The sequence below is a fragment of the Rhodopseudomonas sp. BR0M22 genome (assembly GCF_010907035.1).
Taxonomy (GTDB): domain Bacteria; phylum Pseudomonadota; class Alphaproteobacteria; order Rhizobiales; family Xanthobacteraceae; genus Rhodopseudomonas.
Window position 1 is genome coordinate 42,966 of sequence record NZ_QUMK01000029.1, and the last position, 20,753, is coordinate 63,718.

The 20,753-nt window shown below is 66.5% G+C and carries 20 protein-coding genes; 11 read left to right on the plus strand and 9 right to left on the minus strand.

Annotation, left to right across the window (positions count from 1 at the left end):
• Positions 1-125 precede the first annotated feature (125 nt).
• Positions 126-602, plus strand: coding sequence for a preQ(1) synthase (queF, locus tag DY468_RS11585; protein WP_164604962.1), 477 nt, complete (start codon positions 126-128; stop codon positions 600-602).
• Here the strand turns inward: queF and DY468_RS11590 are convergent.
• The 4 genes from DY468_RS11590 to DY468_RS11605 form a co-directional block, all read right to left on the minus strand.
• Positions 599-1,828: an MFS transporter gene (locus tag DY468_RS11590; RefSeq protein WP_164604963.1), complete on the minus strand. Its 1,230-nt coding sequence runs from the start codon at positions 1,826-1,828 to the stop codon at positions 599-601. The two genes, queF and DY468_RS11590, sit on opposite strands and share 4 nt — an antisense overlap.
• On the minus strand, positions 1,828-2,691 hold the full coding sequence (gene kdsA, locus DY468_RS11595; protein ID WP_164604964.1) for a 3-deoxy-8-phosphooctulonate synthase: 864 nt from the start codon (positions 2,689-2,691) through the stop codon (positions 1,828-1,830). The genes DY468_RS11590 and kdsA overlap by 1 nt, the downstream gene beginning before the upstream one ends.
• Positions 2,688-3,557: a VOC family protein gene (locus tag DY468_RS11600; protein WP_164604965.1), complete on the minus strand. Its 870-nt coding sequence runs from the start codon at positions 3,555-3,557 to the stop codon at positions 2,688-2,690. The genes kdsA and DY468_RS11600 overlap by 4 nt, the downstream gene beginning before the upstream one ends.
• A 112-nt stretch (positions 3,558-3,669) precedes the next feature.
• Positions 3,670-3,996: an NIPSNAP family protein gene (locus tag DY468_RS11605; RefSeq protein ID WP_164604966.1), complete on the minus strand. Its 327-nt coding sequence runs from the start codon at positions 3,994-3,996 to the stop codon at positions 3,670-3,672.
• Between the two features lie 106 nt (positions 3,997-4,102).
• On the opposite strand from DY468_RS11605, the gene DY468_RS11610 reads away from it, so the two are divergent.
• Together DY468_RS11610 and DY468_RS11615 are read left to right on the plus strand one after the other, a co-directional pair.
• Entirely contained in the window at positions 4,103-4,357 is a 255-nt protein-coding gene (locus DY468_RS11610; RefSeq protein ID WP_164604967.1) for a BrnT family toxin, read from the plus strand.
• Positions 4,347-4,622: a BrnA antitoxin family protein gene (locus DY468_RS11615; RefSeq protein WP_164604968.1), complete on the plus strand. Its 276-nt coding sequence runs from the start codon at positions 4,347-4,349 to the stop codon at positions 4,620-4,622. The genes DY468_RS11610 and DY468_RS11615 overlap by 11 nt, the downstream gene beginning before the upstream one ends.
• Positions 4,623-4,659: 37 nt before the next feature.
• Here DY468_RS11615 and DY468_RS11620 read toward each other — a convergent pair whose 3' ends face one another.
• Positions 4,660-5,511 (minus strand): hypothetical protein, encoded by an 852-nt coding sequence (locus DY468_RS11620; RefSeq protein WP_164604981.1) that lies wholly within the window; start codon positions 5,509-5,511, stop codon positions 4,660-4,662.
• Between the two features lie 235 nt (positions 5,512-5,746).
• On the opposite strand from DY468_RS11620, the gene DY468_RS11625 reads away from it, so the two are divergent.
• Entirely contained in the window at positions 5,747-6,046 is a 300-nt protein-coding gene (locus DY468_RS11625; RefSeq protein WP_246700953.1) for a PAAR domain-containing protein, read from the plus strand.
• Positions 6,047-6,065: 19 nt separating this feature from the next.
• A complete protein-coding gene (locus DY468_RS11630) occupies positions 6,066-8,771 on the plus strand; it encodes a CHAT domain-containing protein (protein WP_164604970.1) in 2,706 nt (901 codons plus the stop codon).
• Positions 8,772-8,960: 189 nt separating this feature from the next.
• Here the strand turns inward: DY468_RS11630 and pyrG are convergent, their stop codons facing one another.
• The 3 genes from pyrG to tpiA all read right to left on the minus strand — a co-directional run bounded on the left by pyrG (position 8,961) and on the right by tpiA (position 12,116).
• Positions 8,961-10,592, minus strand: a complete 1,632-nt coding sequence (gene pyrG / locus DY468_RS11635; RefSeq protein WP_164604971.1) for a CTP synthase — start codon at positions 10,590-10,592, stop codon at positions 8,961-8,963.
• A gap of 167 nt (positions 10,593-10,759) precedes the next feature.
• Positions 10,760-11,164 (minus strand): preprotein translocase subunit SecG, encoded by a 405-nt coding sequence (gene secG / locus DY468_RS11640; RefSeq protein WP_164604972.1) that lies wholly within the window; start codon positions 11,162-11,164, stop codon positions 10,760-10,762.
• 175 nt (positions 11,165-11,339) lie between these two features.
• Positions 11,340-12,116: a triose-phosphate isomerase gene (gene tpiA / locus DY468_RS11645; RefSeq protein ID WP_164604973.1), complete on the minus strand. Its 777-nt coding sequence runs from the start codon at positions 12,114-12,116 to the stop codon at positions 11,340-11,342.
• 259 nt (positions 12,117-12,375) lie between these two features.
• Here tpiA and DY468_RS11650 point away from each other — a divergent pair, with 259 nt between their 5' ends.
• The 5 genes from DY468_RS11650 (at position 12,376) to DY468_RS11670 (ending at position 19,365) form a co-directional block, all read left to right on the plus strand.
• Positions 12,376-14,277, plus strand: a complete 1,902-nt coding sequence (locus DY468_RS11650) for a peptidyl-prolyl cis-trans isomerase (RefSeq protein WP_164604974.1) — start codon at positions 12,376-12,378, stop codon at positions 14,275-14,277.
• Positions 14,278-14,313: 36 nt separating this feature from the next.
• Positions 14,314-15,330, plus strand: a complete 1,017-nt coding sequence (gene trpD, locus DY468_RS11655; protein WP_164604975.1) for an anthranilate phosphoribosyltransferase — start codon at positions 14,314-14,316, stop codon at positions 15,328-15,330.
• 100 nt (positions 15,331-15,430) lie between these two features.
• The gene (trpC, locus tag DY468_RS11660; protein ID WP_164604976.1) at positions 15,431-16,228 is read left to right on the plus strand and encodes an indole-3-glycerol phosphate synthase TrpC; all 798 of its coding nucleotides are present in this window, start codon (positions 15,431-15,433) and stop codon (positions 16,226-16,228) included.
• Positions 16,229-16,238: 10 nt separating this feature from the next.
• Complete coding sequence (gene moaC / locus DY468_RS11665) at positions 16,239-16,772, plus strand: cyclic pyranopterin monophosphate synthase MoaC (protein WP_164604977.1); 534 nt, start codon at positions 16,239-16,241, stop codon at positions 16,770-16,772.
• Between the two features lie 37 nt (positions 16,773-16,809).
• A complete protein-coding gene (locus tag DY468_RS11670; RefSeq protein WP_164604978.1) occupies positions 16,810-19,365 on the plus strand; it encodes a cation-translocating P-type ATPase in 2,556 nt (851 codons plus the stop codon).
• Between the two features lie 128 nt (positions 19,366-19,493).
• Here the strand turns inward: DY468_RS11670 and DY468_RS11675 are convergent, their stop codons facing one another.
• Positions 19,494-19,970: a hypothetical protein gene (locus DY468_RS11675; RefSeq protein WP_164604979.1), complete on the minus strand. Its 477-nt coding sequence runs from the start codon at positions 19,968-19,970 to the stop codon at positions 19,494-19,496.
• A gap of 240 nt (positions 19,971-20,210) precedes the next feature.
• Here DY468_RS11675 and DY468_RS11680 point away from each other — a divergent pair, with 240 nt between their 5' ends.
• Positions 20,211-20,714 (plus strand): Hsp20/alpha crystallin family protein, encoded by a 504-nt coding sequence (locus DY468_RS11680; RefSeq protein WP_164604980.1) that lies wholly within the window; start codon positions 20,211-20,213, stop codon positions 20,712-20,714.
• Positions 20,715-20,753 lie beyond the last annotated feature (39 nt).

The following is a 20,753-nucleotide window of genomic DNA, read 5'->3' on the forward strand; positions in this document are numbered from 1 at the left end:
CACGAAAAGGCCGCTCGCCCGCTCCATGAGGCCAGACGAACGGCGAACGCACCGTTTTTGCAACGGATTCCCCTGCTCCGGAAAATGCTCTAGGACGGCGGTAACGGAGACCACAAGTTCAAGCCATGTCGAAAACACCCCGCAAGTCCGCCTCCTCCCCGTCCCTGCAGCTCGGCCAGGCGGTCGAATGGCCCGACCGGCCGGAAGCCGCCAAGCTCGACCGGGTGCCGAACCCGCAAAAGGACACCAATTTCCTGGCCCGCTTCACCGCGCCGGAATTCACCTCGCTGTGCCCGGTGACCGGCCAGCCGGATTTCGCGCATCTGGTGATCGATTATGTTCCGGGCCCGTGGCTCCTGGAGTCGAAGTCGCTGAAGCTGTACCTCGCCTCGTTCCGCAACCACGGCGCCTTCCACGAGGACTGCACCGTGGCGATCGGCAAGCGGATCGCGACCGAAATCAAACCGAAATGGCTGCGCATCGGCGGCTATTGGTATCCGCGCGGCGGCATCCCGATCGACGTGTTCTGGCAGACCGGCAAATTGCCGAAGGACGTCTGGGTGCCCGACCAGGGCGTGCAGCCGTATCGCGGACGGGGTTAGTTTCCGACTTCCACCTGCATTACCGCATCCGCCGGCGGGCGCGGCTTGAGGATGCGCGCCAGTGTCAAGCCGAGCATCGCCATCGTCAGCGCGGTCAGCATCAGCGTCGCCGACTTGCCGAGGTGGGACAGGCCGAAGCCGTAGGCGATTGGGCCGGTGGTCTGGCCGATGAAGAAAAAGAACGAGTGCAGCGACATCGCGGTGCCGCGCGCGGTTTCGGTGAGCTCGGAGGCGAACACCTGGATGCAGCCGTGCAGCATGTAGAACCCCATCCCCATCAGGATGAAGGCGAACATCTGCGCCTGCCAGTGCGGGCCGAGCATGATCGCGGCGAGCTGCAGCGCGACCAACAGACCGCCGCCGATCATCATGCCGGTGGTGCCGAGCCGCGGCAGCAACTGCGAGACCGTCAGCGTGTAGATCAGGCCGCCGATCGCAAACCCCGCGATCACGACGCCGGCAATCGACAGCCGCTGTTCGCCCTGCTCGTGCAGAAACGCCGCGACGTAAGGAAACACCCCCATCACGCAGGTGCCTTCGATGAACACCGCGCTGAAGCAAATCGCCGCGTTGGGATTTGAGAAGATGGTGCGATAACCGCGTCGCAGTGCCGGCAGGTCCATCTCGGCACGACGCGGCGGCATGTCCGCGCCGCGCGCGGCAAACCCCACCGCGATCGCCGCGGCGATCACCAGCAGCCCGAGGATCGCCAGCACGCCGCGCCAGCCGAGAAAATCGCCGATCACGCCCGACGCCGAAGCGCCGAGCAGATTGCCGGCCATCGAGCCGCCGAGCACGCGACCGATCGCGATCTGCCGCCGATCCACCGTGACCAGATCGGCCGCAAGGCCGAGCGCCACCGGAAACACGCCGCCGGCGCCGATGCCCGCGAGGATACGGCAGACGAACAGCACCGCGAATGACGACGACAGCGCGCCGAGCAGATTGGCGAAGCCGAGCAGCGCCAGGCAGATGATCATCAACCGCGCTTTGCCGAACAGATCGCCGAGCGCGCCGATCGCAGGCTGCACCACCGCGAAGGTGAAGGCGGTGACCGCCGCGAGCCCGGCCGCGGTGGTGATCGTGACGGAGAAATCGTCGGCGATCCGCGGCAGAACCGGATCGAGCGCGCGCGTCGACAGCGAGGCCGCGAAGCTCGATAGAGCGATGATATTAAGCGCCGGCGGCAGCCGCGAGGACGAAGCGGCACTGCCGGCTGGCGGCATCAAACGCTCCCGACCGCGGATCGCTTCTTGGTCAGCGCGTCGAATTCCATCAGCGTCTTCATCAGCGCTTCGAATTCGCGCAGCGGCACCATATTCGGCCCGTCGGAGGGCGCGTGGTCCGGATCGGGATGGGTCTCGATGAACACACCGGCGACTCCGACCGCGACCGCCGCGCGCGCCAGCACCGGAACATACTCGCGCTCACCGCCCGACGAAGTCCCCTTGCCGCCGGGCTGCTGCACCGAATGGGTGGCGTCGAAGATCACCGGCGCGCCGGTGGTCTTGGCCATGATCGACAGCGCGCGCATGTCCGACACCAGCGTGTTGTAGCCGAACGACACGCCGCGCTCAGTCACCAGCACCTTCGAGTTGCCGGCGTGGGTAATCTTGGACACGACGTTGCCCATGTCCCACGGCGCCAGGAACTGGCCCTTCTTGACGTTGACGACCTTGCCGGTCGCCGCCGCTGACAGCAGCAGGTCGGTCTGCCGGCACAGGAACGCCGGAATCTGCAGAATGTCCACGGCTTCGGCGGCGCGCGCGCATTGCTCGCTCTCGTGCACGTCGGTCAGCACCGGCAGGCCGAGGCTTTCGCGGATTTCGGCGAAGATCGGCAGCGCAGCCTCGAGGCCGAGACCACGGGCGCTGGCCGCGCTGGTGCGGTTAGCCTTGTCGAACGAGGTCTTATAGACCAGCCCGATGCCGAGGCGCGTGGCGATCTCCTTCAGCGCCGAGGCGACTTCGAGGGCGTGACCGCGGCTTTCGAGCTGGCACGGGCCGGCGATCACCGACAGCGGCAACGAATTGCCGAATTTGACGTTGCCCGCCACGACGCTGGTCGCGGGCGCAATGCTCTTGTTCACCGCACTGTTCCTTGTTCGAAGATCAGAGTCGCGCCGCAGACATCCGGCACAATCAGGCGGCCGACATGGCGCGCCGCCGGGACCTTATGGTCTCGCAGCCGCCGTTCAACCACGGCGAGATCGTCCGCGGCAATCCGTAATCCGACCAAGCTCGCACCCTCGCCCACCGACGGAACCGTGACGCCGTATTGGTCGCGCAACGACACCGGTTCGACGATATCGATGTCACCGCGGCCAGTGCCCGCAGTGACACCGATCGACGACGACCGCAGATCGCGCGATCCGGTGAAGGCTCCAAGGAAGATGTGATGATCGGTCGGATTGTCGGCGACCATCACCACCGCGGTCACGGCGCGGGCGCCGTTGACGTGGGTCTGAAACTCCGGATTCCAGAAGTTCTCTGGATAATGGTGCTGGCAAGCGGCGAAACCGGTCTGCGGCGACAATGGATCGCGCGCGAACGCCAGCGAGAATTGCAGCTTCACGACGCTGCCGTCGGGGCGCCGTCCCTCCCGGCCGAAGCTGAACAGATCACCAGCCGCGATGCCCGCGGCGGTGAACCGGCGCAGGTCGGCGGCCGCGTCGTCACTGGCGAGCAGCAGCATCGACAGCCCTTCGCGCACAGCCAAGTAATCACGCTGAAGCGCTCCGAACGACACGACACCGTCGCGCGGCGGCGGGATCTTGTCGGGTTCGCCGATCGTCAGCAGCTCGATGAAGAAGCGATCGAACTGGACGATGCGGTTGTGCGTCCCCCAGGGATGAACATTGCGCGCGCCGACGGTGAAGCCGAGCCGCTGATACAGATCCGCGGCCGCGTCGAGATCGCGCACCGCATGAACGATATGGTCGAGACCGTTGGTCATGAGCAAGACCGTCATCGCCAGGAGCGCAGCGACGAAGCCATCCAGCCTCGTGCCCGGCGCTGGATTGCCGCGCTTCGCGCGCAATCAAGATCGAAACTGATACTCATCCGAATTACTTGAGCGCCGAGAACGAGGTCGGCACCAGCAACTGATTGGTGATGCGCTCGACGATCTGGCCGTCCTTCTCTGTCTCGGCCTTGGCGGCCAGCCATTCCGGATCGGTGGCGAAGGCGGTCCATTTCTGCTCCCGGTCGGCCAGGCTTTCCCAGGCCAGCAGATAGGTCAGTTCCTGATTGGAGGCGCCGACCAGCGTGGTGAAGAACCCGGCCTGGCGGATGCCGTGCTTGTCGAACAGCTTGAGCGTGATGGTCTCGAACCGCTTCAGCACTGCCGGCAGTTTGCCCGGCACGCAGCGATAGACTCGGGTCTCGTAGATCATCAGCTCTCCCCATGCTCGGCGAGCTTATAGCGGTAAGCCACGGGGGTTGTCTTGCGTCACGCGCAGGGAGCAGAGTTGCGCATGCGCCGAACAGATTGTATATACAATGTCGGACTTCGACCCGGCCAAGGATGCGATCAACCTCGCCAAGCACGGCATTTCGCTGGCGCGTTGGGTGGACATCGATATTCAGGTCACGTTCAAGGATAAACGCCGCGACTATGGCGAAGACCGCTATCGCGCCTACGGTTACATCGACGGCCTACCCTACTGCCTAGTGTTTGCCGACCGCAACGGAAAGGTCCGACCCATAAGTCTCCGTCGTGCCCACATGAAGGAGATCCGGCGTCATGTCACCTAGATCGAAAGAACCGGTGTTCGACGACGACAACCCGGAATGGACTGAAGAGGACTTTGCTACGGCGCGACCGCCGGAGGAAGTCTTGCCGCCAGCAATTCTGGCCCAGTTTAAGAACACCCGTGGTCCCCAGAAGGCGCCGACCAAGGTGCCGGTGTCGATCCGGCTCAGCGCCGACGTGGTGGCGCACTACAAGGCGACCGGGCCCGGCTGGCAGTCGCGGATCGACGATACGCTACGCAAGGCCGCGAAGCTGAAGACTGGCTAGGTGGTCCGCACCACGTCCATCTTCGTCCGAGGCCGCGTCACCGTGGCTTCGGCGGAAGTTCGCCTGCAGCCGCTGCGATCTGCGGATCGACCAGGGTGACCTTGGCGCCCGGCTCGGCACCGAACAACCGCCGGAAATGCTCAGGCCCAAGTAGCTTGGCAGCTTCGTCGATCAGGTGCTGGTTACGTGCATTCAGCGCTTCGGCGCTGGGCTGGCCGGTGCCCGGCCATGGCTGCGCTGCAAACCGCTGCACCTCACCGCGCAGCCGCAGCAGGCTGGCGAGCTTCGCCGGCTCGGTCACCAGCAGTTCGGTCGCTCGCCTCTCGAATTCGTCCATCGCAATGCCCTCACCGCCGATCGACACCATCAGGCCGCCCGGCCGCGCCCGGGCCGTCAGTTGTGCGCCGCTGCAGGTCGACACCTTGGCGGCCCAGGCGGTTTGCTGCAGCCCGTAGGTGCCGTAGATGAAGCTCGATAACGGATAGCCGCGCGCTTTACTCACCGTCAGCGGTGGCAGGCCGCCATCCGACGTCGCGTACAGCACCTGATTGGCCAATTGGTGGCACACGCCGTCGACGCCATAGCTGTAGATCGTGCCACGAGCGCCGGGCGCGGTGTTGGAATCGGCGTTCGGCTGCACCACACATTGCGCCAGCTTGAGATTGCCGGCCTGCTGGCCAAGCGCGCCGGTCGGATTGACCGGGGTTCCACCTTGCGGATGAAACGCGCCCCAGCAAAACCAGAACGACTGGCCTGCAACGACGACATCTGCAATCGCGTTATAGGGATGAACCTGATTGTCGTAGCTGGTCACCCAGGTGTGGTCGACCGGAGACTCGGACGACCAGGCCGGAACCGCCCAGGCATAGAGGCTGACCGAAGGTGTCATTTCCATTTCCCCCCAATCCATTCCCCCAAAAGAAGAAGTCTCGCGACACGTTACGGTTGTGCCGGGAGCATCATCTACCGGCCTGAGAATGTCCACGCGCAAGTCGCGGCCATTCACGGAATTTGCCAATCCCCGAAAGGAGCTGAGTATGACCTTCCCGCCATCGACGACGTCCGCTCACCGTTTCAATGCCGAGCGGCGCATATGTCAGGCGCGCTGCCTGCTGGCCGTCGTTCTGGCGCTCGGAAGCGCACCTGCGCTCGCCCAGGCCCCCGCCAGCGGCGCCCCGGGCGTCGTCACCGGCGGTAGTCAGGATGTGATGGTGGGCGGCAGGCCGGCAGCCCGCGCCGGTGACGTCACAACCGACGGCGCAATCGTGGAAGGGTCCAAAAACGTCTTCATCAACGGCAAGCCGGCCGCAATCGGTGGCAGCCGCACCGGCTGCGGTGGCGTGGTGGTCGGCAGCGGCTCGGGCGTGTTCATCAACGGCAAACCGGTGGCACGCACGGGCGACTCCACCACGAACTGCAAGTAACAAGGTCACCCGGTCCGACATGTCAGTCCCGTCAACGCCGCGGCAAGCCGTCGGCGCCCGTTTCGCCGCACGTCTGTTGCTCGCCGCGCTCGCCATTCCGCCGCTGCTGCCGACCCTCACCACCGAAGCGCGAGCACAGCAGCGCCGGGCGCCGACGGAACGCGAGCTGGTGGCGAAGATCAACGACGCCTTTCGCTCGCTGCAGGCCGGCGATCGCGATGGAGGTCGCCTGCGGCTCACCGACGCGCTGCGCGCCGTGCGCGACAGCAACTACGATGCGCTCACGATCCGGGCTTATCTCAGCGCCGTCACTTTCTTCGAGCGCCGACGCGATACCACGACCGCATCGGAACTGTTCGCGGAGGCAGCGAACACCCGCGCCGCACGCGACAGCAGCCCTGACGCAACGACGTTGTGGTTCGAATACGCCCGCTTCCTGGAACGCACCGTCCAGTACGAGCGCGGCATTCCGGTCGCGGTCGAGGCCAGCAAACGGATGCGTGCGGTCTATGGACCGAACAGCGCGCAGGACATCGCCGGCCGCGACATCCTCGCGACGCTGCTCACCGACAACGGCGCGGTGGCGGCCGGACTCAACCTGTCGGAAGAGACCTATCTCGGCGCGCGCAAGGCGCTCGGCGACAAGGAGCCGCTGACCTGGCGCACCGAAAACAACTACGCCGAAGCGCTGCGCATGGTCGGCCATCCGGACCTCGCCGCCAAGATCGATGCACCGCTCCTGAAGAAGCGGATCGCGCATTACGGTGTCGGCAGCATTCAGGCGCTGGTCAGCGCCAGCAACCTCGCGCTCGATCATCTGGCGATGGGCAACGAGGCCGAGACCATGCAGGCGCTCGCGCTGCAGAAGCGCTGCGCCACCGAACTCGCCGATCCCACCTCCGAACACGTCGCCCAGGCCGACACCTGGATCGCTTACGCCAAGGCGTATTTTCATCCCGAGCGCACGCTCCCCGCGCCCGAGCTGGAGGCAATGGCGCGGGTCAAGGACTGGAACGGCGCGCCGGACCTGCTGCGGATCAAATCGGCGCAGCTTGCCGCCGATCAGTACGAGCGCCGCGGCGACACGGAGCGCGCCCTGGCACTGCGGATCGATGCGTATCACCGCGCGCAGGAGACGATCGCGCGCCAGCATCCGATCACCTTCGATGCCCTCCTCGGCGTCGCCGTAACGCGGATGAAGCGCGGCGATGCCGACGCGCTGGCGACATTCAAGGACGTCGAGCAGCAATCGTTCCGCTGGATGCTGCGCGAGGTCGGCACGGCTGGTAACCGCTACGTCGCCGAGACGATGCGCAAGCTCGCCGACGACATCCTGTACGAATACGGCCGCTATGCGCTGATCGATCCGGCAGCGGCGGTCGCCTATGCGGACGCGGTGTCGCGCTGGAAGACCATGGAGGACGGCGAGCGCACGCTGCTGCGGCTGACGCTCGACCGGCTGCCCGACGAGCCGACGCGCGAACTGGCCCGCACGGTGCTGCGGCTGTCCGGCCAGCAGCAGGAAATGCTGTCTTCAGGCAAGCTCGACGACGATGCGCGCGACGTGCTGAAGCGATTGCAGGAGGCGCGGCAGCAGCTTGCTGCGCGCGTCGGCGCGAAGCCGCCGGCCGACGTCCAACTGCCCTCGGTCGAGGACAAGCTCACTGAAACCGATGCCCTGATCGACTTCTTCGTCAGCGACCGCGGCAGCCGCGTCAAGCCGACCGAGCCGAAGCCGGCGGCGCGGCTGCAGGCGGTGGTGCGGCGCCACGGCAAGCCGCCGCAGGTGATCGATCTCGGCCCGCTCGACGGCTTCACTGCGCCGAGCGTCGTCGAGGCCGATCGTGCGCAGCCGTTCCGCCGGTTGTACGCCACGCTGATCGGCCCGCTGAAGCCACAGCTCGCGGGCGTCACGCGGCTGTTTCTGGTGCCGGACGCCGACCTTTACAGCCTGCCGTTTGCGATGCTGCAGGACGGCAACGGCCGCTACCTCGACGAGATCTACGACACCCGCATCCTGACCCGCGCCGACGCGATCGTGTTCGCCGAGCAGGACGACAGGCTGATCGCGGGCAGCAAGGCGGTGCTGGTCGGCGGGCTGGACTATGCCGGCGCGGCCAGCCAGCTCCCTTCGACCAAGACTGAGATCGATCGCATCGCGCCCGATCTGCAGCGTCGGGATATCGCGCGCGTGATGTTGACCGGCGACAGCGGCGAGACCGCGATCCACGATAAGGCCGAGGGCGCGGCGCTGCTCCATCTCGCCACCCACGGCTTCTACAAGGCGGCGACCGATCGCACCGATGCGCTGTGGCGGAGCGGCATCGTCGCCGCCCGCCCCCTGCTCGACCGCCCGCCGCGGCGCGACGGCGACGATGGCGTGATCTACGCCCGCGAATTGATGGACTGGAATCTGTCGGCCGCCGAGCTCGTCGTGCTGTCGGCCTGTCAGACTGCGCTCGGCGATCCGAGCCGGATCGGCAGCGTCCGCGGCCTGCCGACCGCGCTCGCTATCGCCGGCGCACGGCGCTCGTTGCTGACGCTGTGGGAAGTCAGCGACGCCGGCACTGCCAATTTCATGGCCCGGCTGTATCAGGTGCTCGCCGACGACAACCTCGACTACGCCTCGGCACTGCGCAAAGTCCGCATCGAGGCGATCCACGGCAAGATCAAGGCCGCCGAAGATCCGTCGGTCTGGGCGGCGTTCGTGCTGTTCGAGAACTGATCAGGCGTGGGGGTTGGTGCCAGCCCCACAAACACCGTCATGGCCGGCCTTGTGCCGGGCATCCACGCCTTGCGGACGGAGACGCTGAAACGGCGTGGATGGCCGGGACAAGCCCGGCCATGACGAAAGCGTAGAACCAAACCGGCAAGTCGAAACGCGAGCCGGGCCGCTTCATGATCGCGTCCGGGGCTAAACTAGCCGGCTCTGTACCAGTGCCGCTTCGACGAACGAGGCGAACAGCGGGTGCGGGTCGAACGGGCGCGACTTCAGTTCGGGGTGGAACTGGACGCCGATGAACCACGGGTGATCCTCGTATTCGACGATCTCCGGCAGCACGCCGTCCGGCGACATGCCGGAGAACTTCAGGCCATGCTGTTCGAGCCGGTCCTTGTAGGCGGTGTTGACCTCGTAGCGGTGGCGGTGGCGCTCCGAGATCTCGGTGGCGCCGCCATAGACCTGGCTGACCCGGCTGCCGCGCTTGAGCGCCGCCGGATACGCGCCGAGCCGCATCGTGCCGCCGAGATCGCCGGCCTGGCTGCGCTTCTCCAGCTCGTTGCCGCGGACCCATTCGGTCATCAGGCCGACCAGCGGCTCCGGCGTCGGACCGAATTCGGTCGAGTTGGCCTGCTCGATGCCGGCGAGATTCCGCGCCGCCTCGATCACCGCCATCTGCATGCCGAAGCAGATGCCGAAATACGGCACGTTGCGCTCGCGGGCGAAACGCGCCGCCTCGATCTTGCCCTCGGCGCCGCGCTGGCCGAAGCCGCCGGGCACCAGGATGCCGTTGACGTGCTCGAGGAACGGCGCCGGGTCTTCGTTCTCGAACACCTCGCTCTCGATCCAGTCGAGCTTGACCTGGACCTTGTTGGCAATGCCGCCGTGAGAAAGCGCCTCGATCAGCGACTTATAGGCATCCTTCATGCCGGTGTACTTGCCGACGATCGCGATCGTCACCGCGCCTTCGGGATTGCGGATACGCTCGTTGATCTCGTGCCAGCGCGCCAGCTGCGGCGGCTCCTTGGCGGCGATCGCGAACGCCGCCAGCACTTCGTCGTCGAGCCCGGCGGCGTGATACGCCTCCGGCACCGCGTAGATGCTGTCGGCGTCGCGCGCCTCGATCACCGCGCTTTCGCGGACGTTGCAGAACAGCCCGAGCTTGCGCCGCTCCTCCTTCGGAATCGGCCGGTCGGTGCGGCACAGCAGGATGTCCGGCTGGATGCCGATCGAGCGCAGCTCCTTGACCGAATGCTGGGTCGGCTTGGTCTTCAGCTCGCCCGCGCTCGGGATGTAAGGCAGCAGCGTCAGGTGGATGTAGATCACGTCGCCGCGCGGCAGATCGTTCTTGATCTGGCGGATCGCCTCGAAGAACGGCAGGCCCTCGATATCGCCGACGGTGCCGCCGATCTCCACCAGCACGAAGTCGTAACCGTCATTGTCGCTGACGATGAAGTCCTTGATCGCGTTGGTGACGTGCGGGACCACCTGGATGGTGGCGCCGAGATAGTCGCCGCGGCGCTCCTTGGTCAGGATGTCCTGATAGATCCGCCCCGTCGTGATGTTGTCCTGCTTGGTCGCAGGCCGCCCGGTGAACCGCTCGTAATGGCCGAGATCGAGGTCGGTCTCGGCACCGTCGTCGGTCACGAACACTTCGCCGTGCTGATACGGCGACATCGTTCCGGGATCGAGGTTGAGATAGGGATCGAGCTTGCGAAGGCGGACTTTGTAGCCACGCGCCTGCAGCAGCGCACCGAGTGCCGCTGATGCCAGACCCTTGCCGAGCGAGGAGACCACGCCGCCGGTGATGAAGATATACCGCGCCATGGGACTTTACCTTTAATGCCGTCGGTCCGATTCGCCAAAGCGATTCGCAACCCCTCGGGCAGTTTGACGAATGCCTGTGGGTGACGCTGAAAACTCAGCTATTTCAGAGAATTGCTGAAGGGGCCTCAAGCACGACGCGAGGCCCCTTCGGCGCATATCGGCAATGCTTATTGCGACTGCGGCGGGGTCGGCGCTGCAGGCGCGGCCGGTGCCGCCGGCTGCTGGTTCTGCTTCTGATCGGCCTGCTTTAGCGTGTCGAGCAGACCGCCACCCTGCGACAGCGGGGGCGCCGGCTGGCCCGGTGCCTGCTGTTCAACAGGCGCGGCAGTCGGCAGGATCGTCGTCGGCTTACGGTTGTAGCTCGCCAGCCAGGTGAGCAGCAGGCTGGTGGCGAAGAACCCGACCGCGAGAATCGCGGTGGTGCGGGTCAGCAGGTTGGCGGTGCCGCGACTCGACATGAAACCGCCACCACCGCCGACGCCCAGGCCGCCGCCTTCGGACTTCTGCAGAAGCACCACGCCGATCAGGCCCAGCACGAACATCAGGTGAATGACGATAATGACAGTCTGCATCGTACCCTTCCATCGCAAGCCAATGCCGCCAAACGGCCGATAGGCGCCGGCGGGCGGCTGCTCGACAGGCTTGCGGGATAAATGAAGTCGCGCGGTGTCTACACGATCGCGCGGGGATTTGTCACCCCCGCGCGGCGCCGGAAACGCCGCAGCAACGCCGCTCGGCGCGGTTTAGTTAGGGGCAGCCCGCCGCAATCGCAAGGAAATCGGATGCCTTCAGGCTGGCCCCGCCGATCAATGCGCCGTTGACGTGCGGCACCGCCAGCAATTCACGGGCATTCGAGGGTTTCACCGAGCCGCCGTACAGGATCCGCATCGCCTCGCCCGCCGCACCGAACCGATCGCTCAAAGTCTTGCGGATAACGCCATGAACTTCCTCGACATCGGCCGTCGTCGGGGTGCGGCCGGTCCCGATCGCCCAGACCGGCTCATAGGCCACCACCAGATTCGCCGCGGTGGCGCCGTCCGGCAGCGAGCCGGCCAGCATCCCGGCCACGACGTCGAGCGTATGGCCGGCGTCGCGCTCCCCCTGAGTCTCGCCGACGCAGACGATCGCCACCAGCCCGGCACGCCACACCGCCTGCGCCTTGGCGCGGACGATCGCATCGGTCTCGGCATGATCGGCGCGGCGCTCGGAATGGCCGACGATGATCGCCGCAGCTCCGGCATCGGCAAGCATCTCGGCCGCGATGTCACCGGTATGGGCGCCCGACGCGTTGGCGTGGCAATCCTGGCCGCCGATCGCAAACGGCAGCCCCTTGCCGGCCGCCGCGTCCGCGACCCGCGCGGCGAAGCTGGCCACCAAGGTCGCCGGCGGACACACCAGCAGATCGATGCCCTGCGGCAATTGCCCGGCACCCGCGATCATGGCGTCGAGCTCGGCGACCGAGTCCTTCAGGCCGTTCATCTTCCAGTTTCCAGCAATCAGAGGACGAACGGCGGGGACCGGCATGAGCACTCTCGCAATAATGGGTTGAGGCGTTCCGCTAGCAGAGCCGATTGCGAGACTCAAGGAGACGTGAACACCACCGCTGCGGCGATCCGCAGCACCGCCCGCCTGCAACGGGATGGCATCTGCGCCTGCCGCGACATCGGCTGCGGTTGCGACGCCCAAGGCGCCACTTTAGGATGGATTTTCAAGCCGACGACGCTAATTTGCGCACCCGCGCCCAGCGAGCGCGACCGGTTCCCTCCTGACAAAAAGTGACTCCATGCTCCGAGGAATGCGCAAAGCCTCATCCAACTGGATTGGCAAGACCATCATGACCATCGTGATGGGCGTCCTGATCGTCAGCTTCGGAGTCTGGGGCATCGCCGACGTGTTCCGCGGTTTCGGCCGCTCGACCCTCGCCAAGATCGGCAGCACCGAAATCTCGACCGAGCAGTTCCGCCAGACCTACAACGACCGTCTGCAGCAGATCGGCCGTCAGTTCGGCCGGCCGCTGACGCCGGATCAGGCGCGCGCCATCGGCATCGACCGCCAGATGCTGCAGCAGACCATCGCCGAAGCGGCGCTCGACGAAGATGCGCGCCGGCTCGGTCTCGGCCAGTCCGATGCCGACACCATGAAGTCGATCCTGGAGGATCCGAATTTCAAGGGCGCCAACGGCCAGTTCGACCCGAACCGCTTCCAGCAGTTGATCCGGCAGTTCGGCTTCACCGAGCAGCGCTATCTCGCCGAGCAGCGCCACGTCGCGCTGCGGCGGCAGATCGCCGGCACCATCACCGCCGGACTGGAGCCGTCGAAGACGATGTTGGAGGCGCTGAACCAGTTCCAGAACGAACAGCGCGCGATCGACTATCTGAAACTCACCGCGGCCCAGGCCGGCACCATCGAGGCGCCCTCGCCCGCCGCACTCACCGCGTTCTACGACGCCCACAAGGCGCAATTCCGCGCTCCCGAGTATCGCAAGGTCTCGTTCGCGGTCGTGACCCCGGAATCGATCGCGAAATGGACCGAGGTGTCGGACGCCGACGCTCAGAAGCTGTTCGAGCAGCGCAAAGAGAAGATGTCGACGCCGGAGAAGCGGCAGATCCTGCAGATCGTATTCCCGAACGTCGACGAAGCTCAGGCCGCGCGGGCCAAGATCGCGAGAGGCACCAGCTTCGCCGACATTGCCAAGGAGCGCGGAGTCAAGCCGGCCGATCTCGACCTCGGCCTGATCAGCCGTTCCGACATGCTCGACCCGAAGGTCGCTGCGGCCGCATTCGCGCTGCCGCTGAATGAGGTCAGCCAGCCGGTGCAGGGACAATTCGGCACCGTGCTGCTCGAAGTCACCAAGATCGAGCCCGGCAAGCAGCCGGAGTATGCCAGCGTCGCCGAGTCGCTGAAGCGTGACATCGCCCAGGAGCGAGCCCGCAAGCAGGTGCAGGAACTGCACGACAAGATGGAAGACGCCCGCGGCGGCGGCGCCAGCGTGATCGAGGCGGCCAAGCAGCTCGGCCTCACCGCGGTCACGGTGGACGCGCTCGATCGCTCCGGTCGCGGCCCCGATGGCGCGCAGGTGGCGTCGATCCCGCAGGGACTCGAACTCGCCAATGCTGCCTTCAACAGCGATCCCGGCGTCGACAACGACGCGATCAGCTACAAGAACGGCTACGTCTGGTACGACATCCTCGGCGTGACTCCGTCGCACGATCGTCCGCTCGACGAGGTCAAGGACAAGGTCGAGGCCGGTTGGCGCGCCGAACAGATCGGCGAGAAGCTTCGCAAGCTCGCGACCGAGCTGGTGCAGAAGCTGCAGGGCGGAGCCAAGCTCGCCGACGTGGCGCCGGCCGGCGTCAACGTACAGAACGCGGCCGGAATCAAGCGCGAAGGCGCCGACGCCGGACTGCCGAACACCGTGGTGGATGCCGTGTTCCGCACCGCCAAGGACGGCGCCAGCGAGGTTCGCGGCAGCAGCGATACCGACTGGTACGTGTTCCGCGTCACCGGCGACACCGTGCCGCCGGCCGACTTCAACGCGCCGCAGATGCAGCAGTTGAAGGACAATCTGGTGCAGCGGCTGCGCGACGAACAGGTCGGCGAGTACATCGCCTGGCTGGAGAAGGACATCGGCACCAAGGTCAATCAGGAAGCGGTGGCGCAGGCAACGGGGGCGGCGACGAACTGACGGCGCAACGCCGCAGTCCGGTCGCCGAAGGGGACAATGGTTGATTTCAAATCGATTATCGCAAAGGTCGCGACCGGCGCGACGCTGACGCGCGAAGAAGCCACCGACGCTTTCGACGCGATGATGTCGGGCGACGCGACGCCGTCGCAGATGGGTGCGCTGCTGATGGGCCTCCGGGTCCGCGGCGAAACCGTCGACGAGATCACCGGCGCGGTGACCACGATGCGGGCCAAGATGCTCCCCGTCTCGGCTCCGACGGACGCGGTCGACATCGTCGGGACCGGCGGTGACGGCTCGGGTTCGGTCAATGTCTCGACCTGTGCCTCGTTCGTCGTCGCCGGCTGCGGCGTCACAGTCGCCAAGCACGGCAACCGCGCGCTGTCGTCGAAATCCGGCGCCGCCGACGTGCTCGCAGCGCTCGGCGTCAAGATCGACATCACGCCCGAGCAGGTCGGCCGCTGCGTCAACGAAGCCGGAATCGGCTTCATGTTCGCGCCGACGCATCATCCGGCGATGAAGAACGTCGGCCCGACCCGGGTCGAGCTCGCCACCCGCACCATCTTCAACCTGCTCGGCCCGCTGTCCAACCCGGCCGGCGTCAAGCGCCAGATGATCGGCGTGTTCTCACGGCAATGGGTGCAGCCGCTCGCACAGGTGCTGAAGAACCTCGGCTCCGAGGCGATCTGGGTGGTGCACGGCTCCGACGGGCTCGACGAGATCACGCTGTCCGGCACCACTGCCGTTGCCGAGTTGAAGAACGGCGAGATCACCAGCTTCGAGATCAGCCCCGAAGACGCCGGCCTGCCCCGCGCGCCCGCCGAAGCGCTGAAGGGCGGCGACGCCCAGGCCAATGCGGTGGCGCTGCGCGCCGTGCTGGAAGGCATGCCGGGCCCGTATCGCGACGTCGCCCTGCTCAACGCCGCCGCGACGCTGATCGTCGCCGGCAAGGCGAAGGACCTCAAGGAAGGCGTGACAATGGGCGCGCATTCCATCGACTCGGGCGCCGCCGAAGCCCGGCTGAAGAAGCTGATCGCGGTCTCCGCGGCGGCCTGAGCGCCAAACCATCGCTCGTCATTGCTTCGCTGCTTCACTCCTCGCAATGACGAACGCTGAACTGATACTTTTGGTAAAGTCCGGCTCCAGGGAGCGTCATGTGTCCGACATCCTGACCAAGATCGAAGCCTATAAGCGCGAGGAGATCGCGGCCGCCAAGCGCGAGCGTCCGCTTGCCGCGATCGAGGCGATCGCCCGTGAGGCGTCGCCGCCGCGTGGTTTCGTCAAGGCGCTGCGCGCCAAGCAGGCGGCCGGCGACTACGGGCTGATCGCCGAGATCAAGAAGGCCTCGCCTTCGAAAGGGCTGATCCGCGCCGACTTCGATCCGCCGGCGCTTGCCAAAGCCTATGAAGCCGGCGGCGCGGCGTGCCTGTCGGTGTTGACCGATACGCCGTCGTTCCAGGGCAGCCTCGATTACCTCGTCGCCGCGCGCGCCGCGGTGTCGTTGCCGGCGCTGCGCAAGGATTTCATGTACGACACCTATCAGGTGGTCGAGGCGCGCGCCCACGGCGCCGACTGCATCCTGATCATCATGGCGGCGCTCGATGACGCCGAGGCCAAGGACATCGAGGACGCTGCGTTCGATCTCGGCATGGATGTGCTGCTCGAAGTCCACAATGCGCCCGAACTCGAGCGCGCGCTGAAGCTGCGGTCGCCGATGGTCGGCGTCAACAACCGCAATCTGCGCACCTTCGAAGTGACGCTGGCGACCAGCGAGGCGCTGGCGCCCTTGATCCCAAGCGATCGCCTGATGGTCGGCGAAAGCGGCATCTTCACGCCCGACGATCTCGCCCGCCTCGCCCGCGTCGGGATGTCGACCTTCCTGGTCGGCGAAAGCCTGATGCGGCAGCAGGACGTCACCGCCGCCACCCGCGCGCTGCTGGCGCGCGCGGCCTGAGGCGGTAGGTATGGCAAAGACGGCGAAGTCGAAATCCAAGCCAGAAGCGGCGGCGCCTGCCGCCCTCACCCATATCGGAGACAGCGGCGAAGCGCGGATGGTGGACGTGTCGGAAAAGCCGGCCACCGAACGCGTCGCGGTCGCGGAAGGCCGCGTGGTGATGAAGAAGGCGACACTGGAGCTGATCCTCAGCGGCGACGCCAAGAAGGGCGACGTGCTGGGCACCGCGCGCGTCGCCGGCATCATGGCGGCCAAGCGCACCGCCGAATTGATCCCGCTGTGCCATCCGCTGGCGCTGTCCAAGGTCACGCTGGACATCACCCCGGACGCCAAGCTGCCGGGCTGCATCGTCCGCGCCACCTGCAAAGTCACCGGCCCCACCGGCGTCGAGATGGAAGCGCTGACCGCGGTCTCGGTCGCCTGCCTGACGATCTACGACATGATCAAGGCGGCCGAACGCGGCGTCCGGATCGAAGGCATCCATCTGATCGCCAAGACCGGCGGCAAGTCGGGCGACTACGTCGCGAGCGCGAGCCGAAAATAGGCTAGCATCGGCGGGCTCTCGAACGTCAGGTTTTCCGATGCCCGACCTCCCTTCTGCCTCCGACAGCATCCCCGGCCTCAGCGAGCGCGAGGCGGCGGAACGGCTCGCCAGCGAGGGCTACAACGAGCTGCCAAGCCCCGATCGCCGCACCCTGCTCGGGATCGTGCTGGAGGTGGTGCGCGAGCCGATGCTGGCGTTGCTGCTCGGCGGCGGCGTTGTCTACATGGCGCTCGGCGACCTGAAGGAAGCGATCATCCTGCTGATCTTCGCCACCCTGTCGGTGGTGATCACGGTGGTGCAGGAAGCGCGCACCGAGCGCGTGCTGGAGACGCTGCGCGATCTCACCAGCCCGCGCGCCCTTGTCATCCGCGACGGTGTCCGCAAACGCATTGCGGGGCGCGAGGTGGCGCGCGGCGATATCATCGTATTGTCCGAGGGCGACCGCATCGCCGCCGACGCGGTGTTGCTGCAGGCCGATGATCTCCTCGTCGACGAGTCGCTGCTGACCGGCGAGTCGGTCCCGGTGCGCAAGCTCAGCCGGAACGAAGCCGACACCACCGCATCGCACCGTCCTGGCGGCGACGATCAGCCCAATGTGTATTCCGGCGCGCTGGTGGTGCGCGGCGGCGGCCTCGCCGAAGTGATCGCCACGGGCGCACGTAGCGAAATCGGCAAAATCGGTCAGGCGCTCGGCTCGATGCAGACCGAAGCGCCGCGGCTGCAGCAACAGACCCGCGCGCTGGTCCGCACCTTTGGCCTCATCGCTGCCGCCTTCACCGCGCTGGTCGTGGTCCTCTATGGCACCTTGCGCGACGGCTGGCTCGACGCGGTGCTGGCCGGCATCACCGTCGGCATGTCGATGCTGCCGGAGGAATTCCCGGTGGTGCTGACGGTGTTCATGGCGATGGGCGCCTGGCGGATCTCGCAGGCCCGCGTGCTGACGCGGCGTGCCGCCGCGATCGAAGCGCTCGGCTCGGCCACCGTGCTGTGCACCGACAAGACCGGAACGCTGACCGAGAACCGGATGTCGGTCGCCGAACTGCGGCTTCCTTCCGGTGACGTATTTCGCCCGCGGGACAGCGGCGCGCTGCCGCAAGGCTTCGCGCCGCTGCTGGAAGCCGGTCTGCTCGCCGCCGCGCCCGATCCGTTCGACCCGATGGACCTCGCGCTGCACCGGCTCGCCGGTGAGCATCTGCCCAGCCGCAATGGCGCGCGCAGCCTCGTCCACGCTTATGGGCTGCGCCGCGACCTGCTGGCGATCACCCAGGTCTGGCGCGACCCGGACGATGCCAGCAACTACGTGGTGGCGGCGAAAGGTGCGCCGGAAGCGATCGCGCGGATGTGCGGCCTCGATGCCGCCGCGCTCGGCAACGTCTCGCGTACCGTCGATGCGATGGCGGCCGAGGGGCTGCGAGTGCTCGGCGTCGCGCGCGCGTCGCATCCGGGCGAGGATTGGCCGAAGACCCAGCTCGGCTTCCGCTTCGACTTTCTCGGCCTCGTCGGCCTCGCCGATCCGCTGCGCGCGTCTGTGCCGGCCGCCGTCGCCGACTGCCGCACCGCCGGCATCCGCGTGGTGATGATCACCGGCGACTATCCGGCGACCGCCCAGGCGATCGCCCGCCAAGCCGGGATCGATGCCGACGGCTGCGTGACCGGCGACGAGATCGCGGCCCTCGACGACGCCGCGCTGGCCGAGCGGCTGCGCACCGCCACCGTGTTCGCCCGGATCATGCCGGAGCAGAAGCTGCGGATCGTCGAAGCGCTGAAAGCCGACGGCGAAGTGGTGGCGATGACCGGCGACGGCGTCAACGATGCGCCATCGTTGAAGGCCGCGCATATCGGCATCGCGATGGGCGGCCGCGGCACCGACGTCGCCCGCGAGGCCTCCGCGATCGTGCTGCTCGACGACGATTTCGCCTCGATCGTCACGGCGATCCGGCTCGGACGGCGGATCTACGACAATCTGGTCAAGGCGATGGGCTTCATCTTCGCCGTCCACGTTCCGATCGCCGGGCTGGCGCTGCTGCCGCTGCTGTTCGGATTGCAGATCCTGCTCGGACCGATCCACATCGCGTTCCTCGAGATGATCATCGATCCGGTGTGCTCGATCGTGTTCGAGGCAGAGACCGCCGAGGACGACGTGATGCGCCGCCCGCCCCGCGATCCGGAGCAACCGCTGTTCAGCCGGGCGCTGATCGCATGGGGATTGCTACAGGGGTTGCTGGTGTTCACGCTGGTCGGCGGCGTGTTCGTGATCGGCCAGATGCGCGCGATGCCGGATACCGAGCTGCGCGCGCTGACATTCTTCGCGCTGGTGCTGAGCTTCGTCGGACTGATCTTCGTCAACCGCTCGTTCAGCGCCTCGCTGCTGACGGCGCTGCGGCGGCCGAACGCGATGCTGGCGGCGATGATCGGCATCGTCGCTGTGGTGCTGGTCGCCAGCCTGGCGTGGCCGTGGCTGCGCGATCTGTTCCGGTTCGGCCCGCTGCACCCGGACGATCTCGGCCTCACCGCGGCGGCGGCGCTGGTGGTGCTGATCGTACTGGAACTGGTCAAGCCGCTATGGCGGAAGATGATGCGGCAACCGGCGTAGCGCCAGCCGCCGCATCGCAGAACGCGCATCTGCGTCGTTACGCGAACGCGTAGTCCGCGGCCTGCCGGTCGATCACAAACCGGCTGGTATTGGCGCAGTCTTCACAGCGATAGATGTGGCGCTCGAACTCAACCTTGCGTCCGACCGGTCGTGGCTCGACGCGCACGAGCCGCATGGTCGCGCCGCACTCCAGGCAGCGGGACGGGTCGAAACTGGTTGATACGTGGCGCCAGACCATAATGCCTCCTCCATGATGGCCGGTAGTCGTCGGACGGATCATGCTGAGCGGCGCGGTCGCCGCTCAGCCGGATCGAGGCCCCGCCTTTCGGCGGCGGATCGTCGTCATCGAGCCGCTGCAAGGCGTCGAGGATCGCGCGTAGCGGCACCGGAGCACGGTGCCCCGGCGCGAGACGCAGCCACGGCTGCTGCTCGACGGCATTGGCGTCGGACGCCCATGAGGAGAGGATGGCCCGCTTTTCGGCGGTGCAAAGCGCGTCGTCGCGCAGCACCTGATCGGGATGATCGTAGACCGTCGCTGACGGTCTCAAGGCCGTGACGCTGGCGGAGCCAGGCGCGTAACTGTGTTCGAAATTGGTGGATCGCATCTGTGTCCTCCCGAATTCCTCCTTCCAAAACCGGGACGGCCGATGATTTGGACACGGCGTTACCGCTTTCAAGACCCTGCTCGAAAAAATCTTCGAGCCCCTCCCACGGGACTACCACCCTGCCCCTTGACGACGGCGCAACCGCGCCCAAATCGAAGGCACACCCGCGATACGCGGGCGACTTCACGATCACAACTAACAGTATCGAGGACATTCAAGACTGAGTACGAGGAGGCATCCATGAACATGCGCGACATCATCCCCTGGGGCCGGACCAATCAACCCGTGACCCGCTCGTTCGAAGGCGACCCGTTCCTGTCGCTGCACCGCGAGATGAATCGGCTGTTCGACGACGTATTCCGCGGCTTCGACGTGCCGGCCCGTGCCGGCGCTCTGACGCCGTTCAGTACCGGTTGGCCGAAGCTCGAAATCACCGATGGCGACAAGCAGCTGAAGATCGCCGCCGAAGTGCCGGGCCTCGAAGAGAAAGACATCGAGGTCCTGCTCGACGACGGCACGCTGACGATCCGCGGTGAAAAGACCTCGTCCAACGAGGCCAAGGACAAGCAGTTCAGCGAGCACTTCTACGGCAAGTTCGAGCGCCGGATTCCGCTGGACGTCGCAGTCGCCGCCGATCAGGTCAGCGCCAGCTTCAAGAACGGCGTGCTGATCGTGACGCTGCCGAAGGTGGACACCCCGCCCTCGACGGCCAAACGGATCGAAATCCAGAAGGCGAACTCATAACGCGATGCTAAGCGTCCGCGCCCCGGCTCCGTATCGCGG

Coding starts and splice junctions, on each gene's coding strand:
- queF (WP_164604962.1), top strand. CDS start 126: ATGTCGAAAACACCCCGCAAGTCCGCCTCCTCCCCGTCCCTGCAGCTC.
- DY468_RS11590 (WP_164604963.1), bottom strand. CDS start 1,828: ATGCCGCCAGCCGGCAGTGCCGCTTCGTCCTCGCGGCTGCCGCCGGCG.
- DY468_RS11600 (WP_164604965.1), bottom strand. CDS start 3,557: ATGACCAACGGTCTCGACCATATCGTTCATGCGGTGCGCGATCTCGAC.
- DY468_RS11605 (WP_164604966.1), bottom strand. CDS start 3,996: ATGATCTACGAGACCCGAGTCTATCGCTGCGTGCCGGGCAAACTGCCG.
- DY468_RS11610 (WP_164604967.1), top strand. CDS start 4,103: ATGTCGGACTTCGACCCGGCCAAGGATGCGATCAACCTCGCCAAGCAC.
- DY468_RS11615 (WP_164604968.1), top strand. CDS start 4,347: ATGTCACCTAGATCGAAAGAACCGGTGTTCGACGACGACAACCCGGAA.
- DY468_RS11620 (WP_164604981.1), bottom strand. CDS start 5,511: ATGACACCTTCGGTCAGCCTCTATGCCTGGGCGGTTCCGGCCTGGTCG.
- DY468_RS11630 (WP_164604970.1), top strand. CDS start 6,066: ATGTCAGTCCCGTCAACGCCGCGGCAAGCCGTCGGCGCCCGTTTCGCC.
- pyrG (WP_164604971.1), bottom strand. CDS start 10,592: ATGGCGCGGTATATCTTCATCACCGGCGGCGTGGTCTCCTCGCTCGGC.
- secG (WP_164604972.1), bottom strand. CDS start 11,164: ATGCAGACTGTCATTATCGTCATTCACCTGATGTTCGTGCTGGGCCTG.
- tpiA (WP_164604973.1), bottom strand. CDS start 12,116: ATGCCGGTCCCCGCCGTTCGTCCTCTGATTGCTGGAAACTGGAAGATG.
- DY468_RS11650 (WP_164604974.1), top strand. CDS start 12,376: ATGCTCCGAGGAATGCGCAAAGCCTCATCCAACTGGATTGGCAAGACC.
- trpD (WP_164604975.1), top strand. CDS start 14,314: ATGGTTGATTTCAAATCGATTATCGCAAAGGTCGCGACCGGCGCGACG.
- moaC (WP_164604977.1), top strand. CDS start 16,239: ATGGCAAAGACGGCGAAGTCGAAATCCAAGCCAGAAGCGGCGGCGCCT.
- DY468_RS11670 (WP_164604978.1), top strand. CDS start 16,810: ATGCCCGACCTCCCTTCTGCCTCCGACAGCATCCCCGGCCTCAGCGAG.
- DY468_RS11675 (WP_164604979.1), bottom strand. CDS start 19,970: ATGCGATCCACCAATTTCGAACACAGTTACGCGCCTGGCTCCGCCAGC.
- DY468_RS11680 (WP_164604980.1), top strand. CDS start 20,211: ATGAACATGCGCGACATCATCCCCTGGGGCCGGACCAATCAACCCGTG.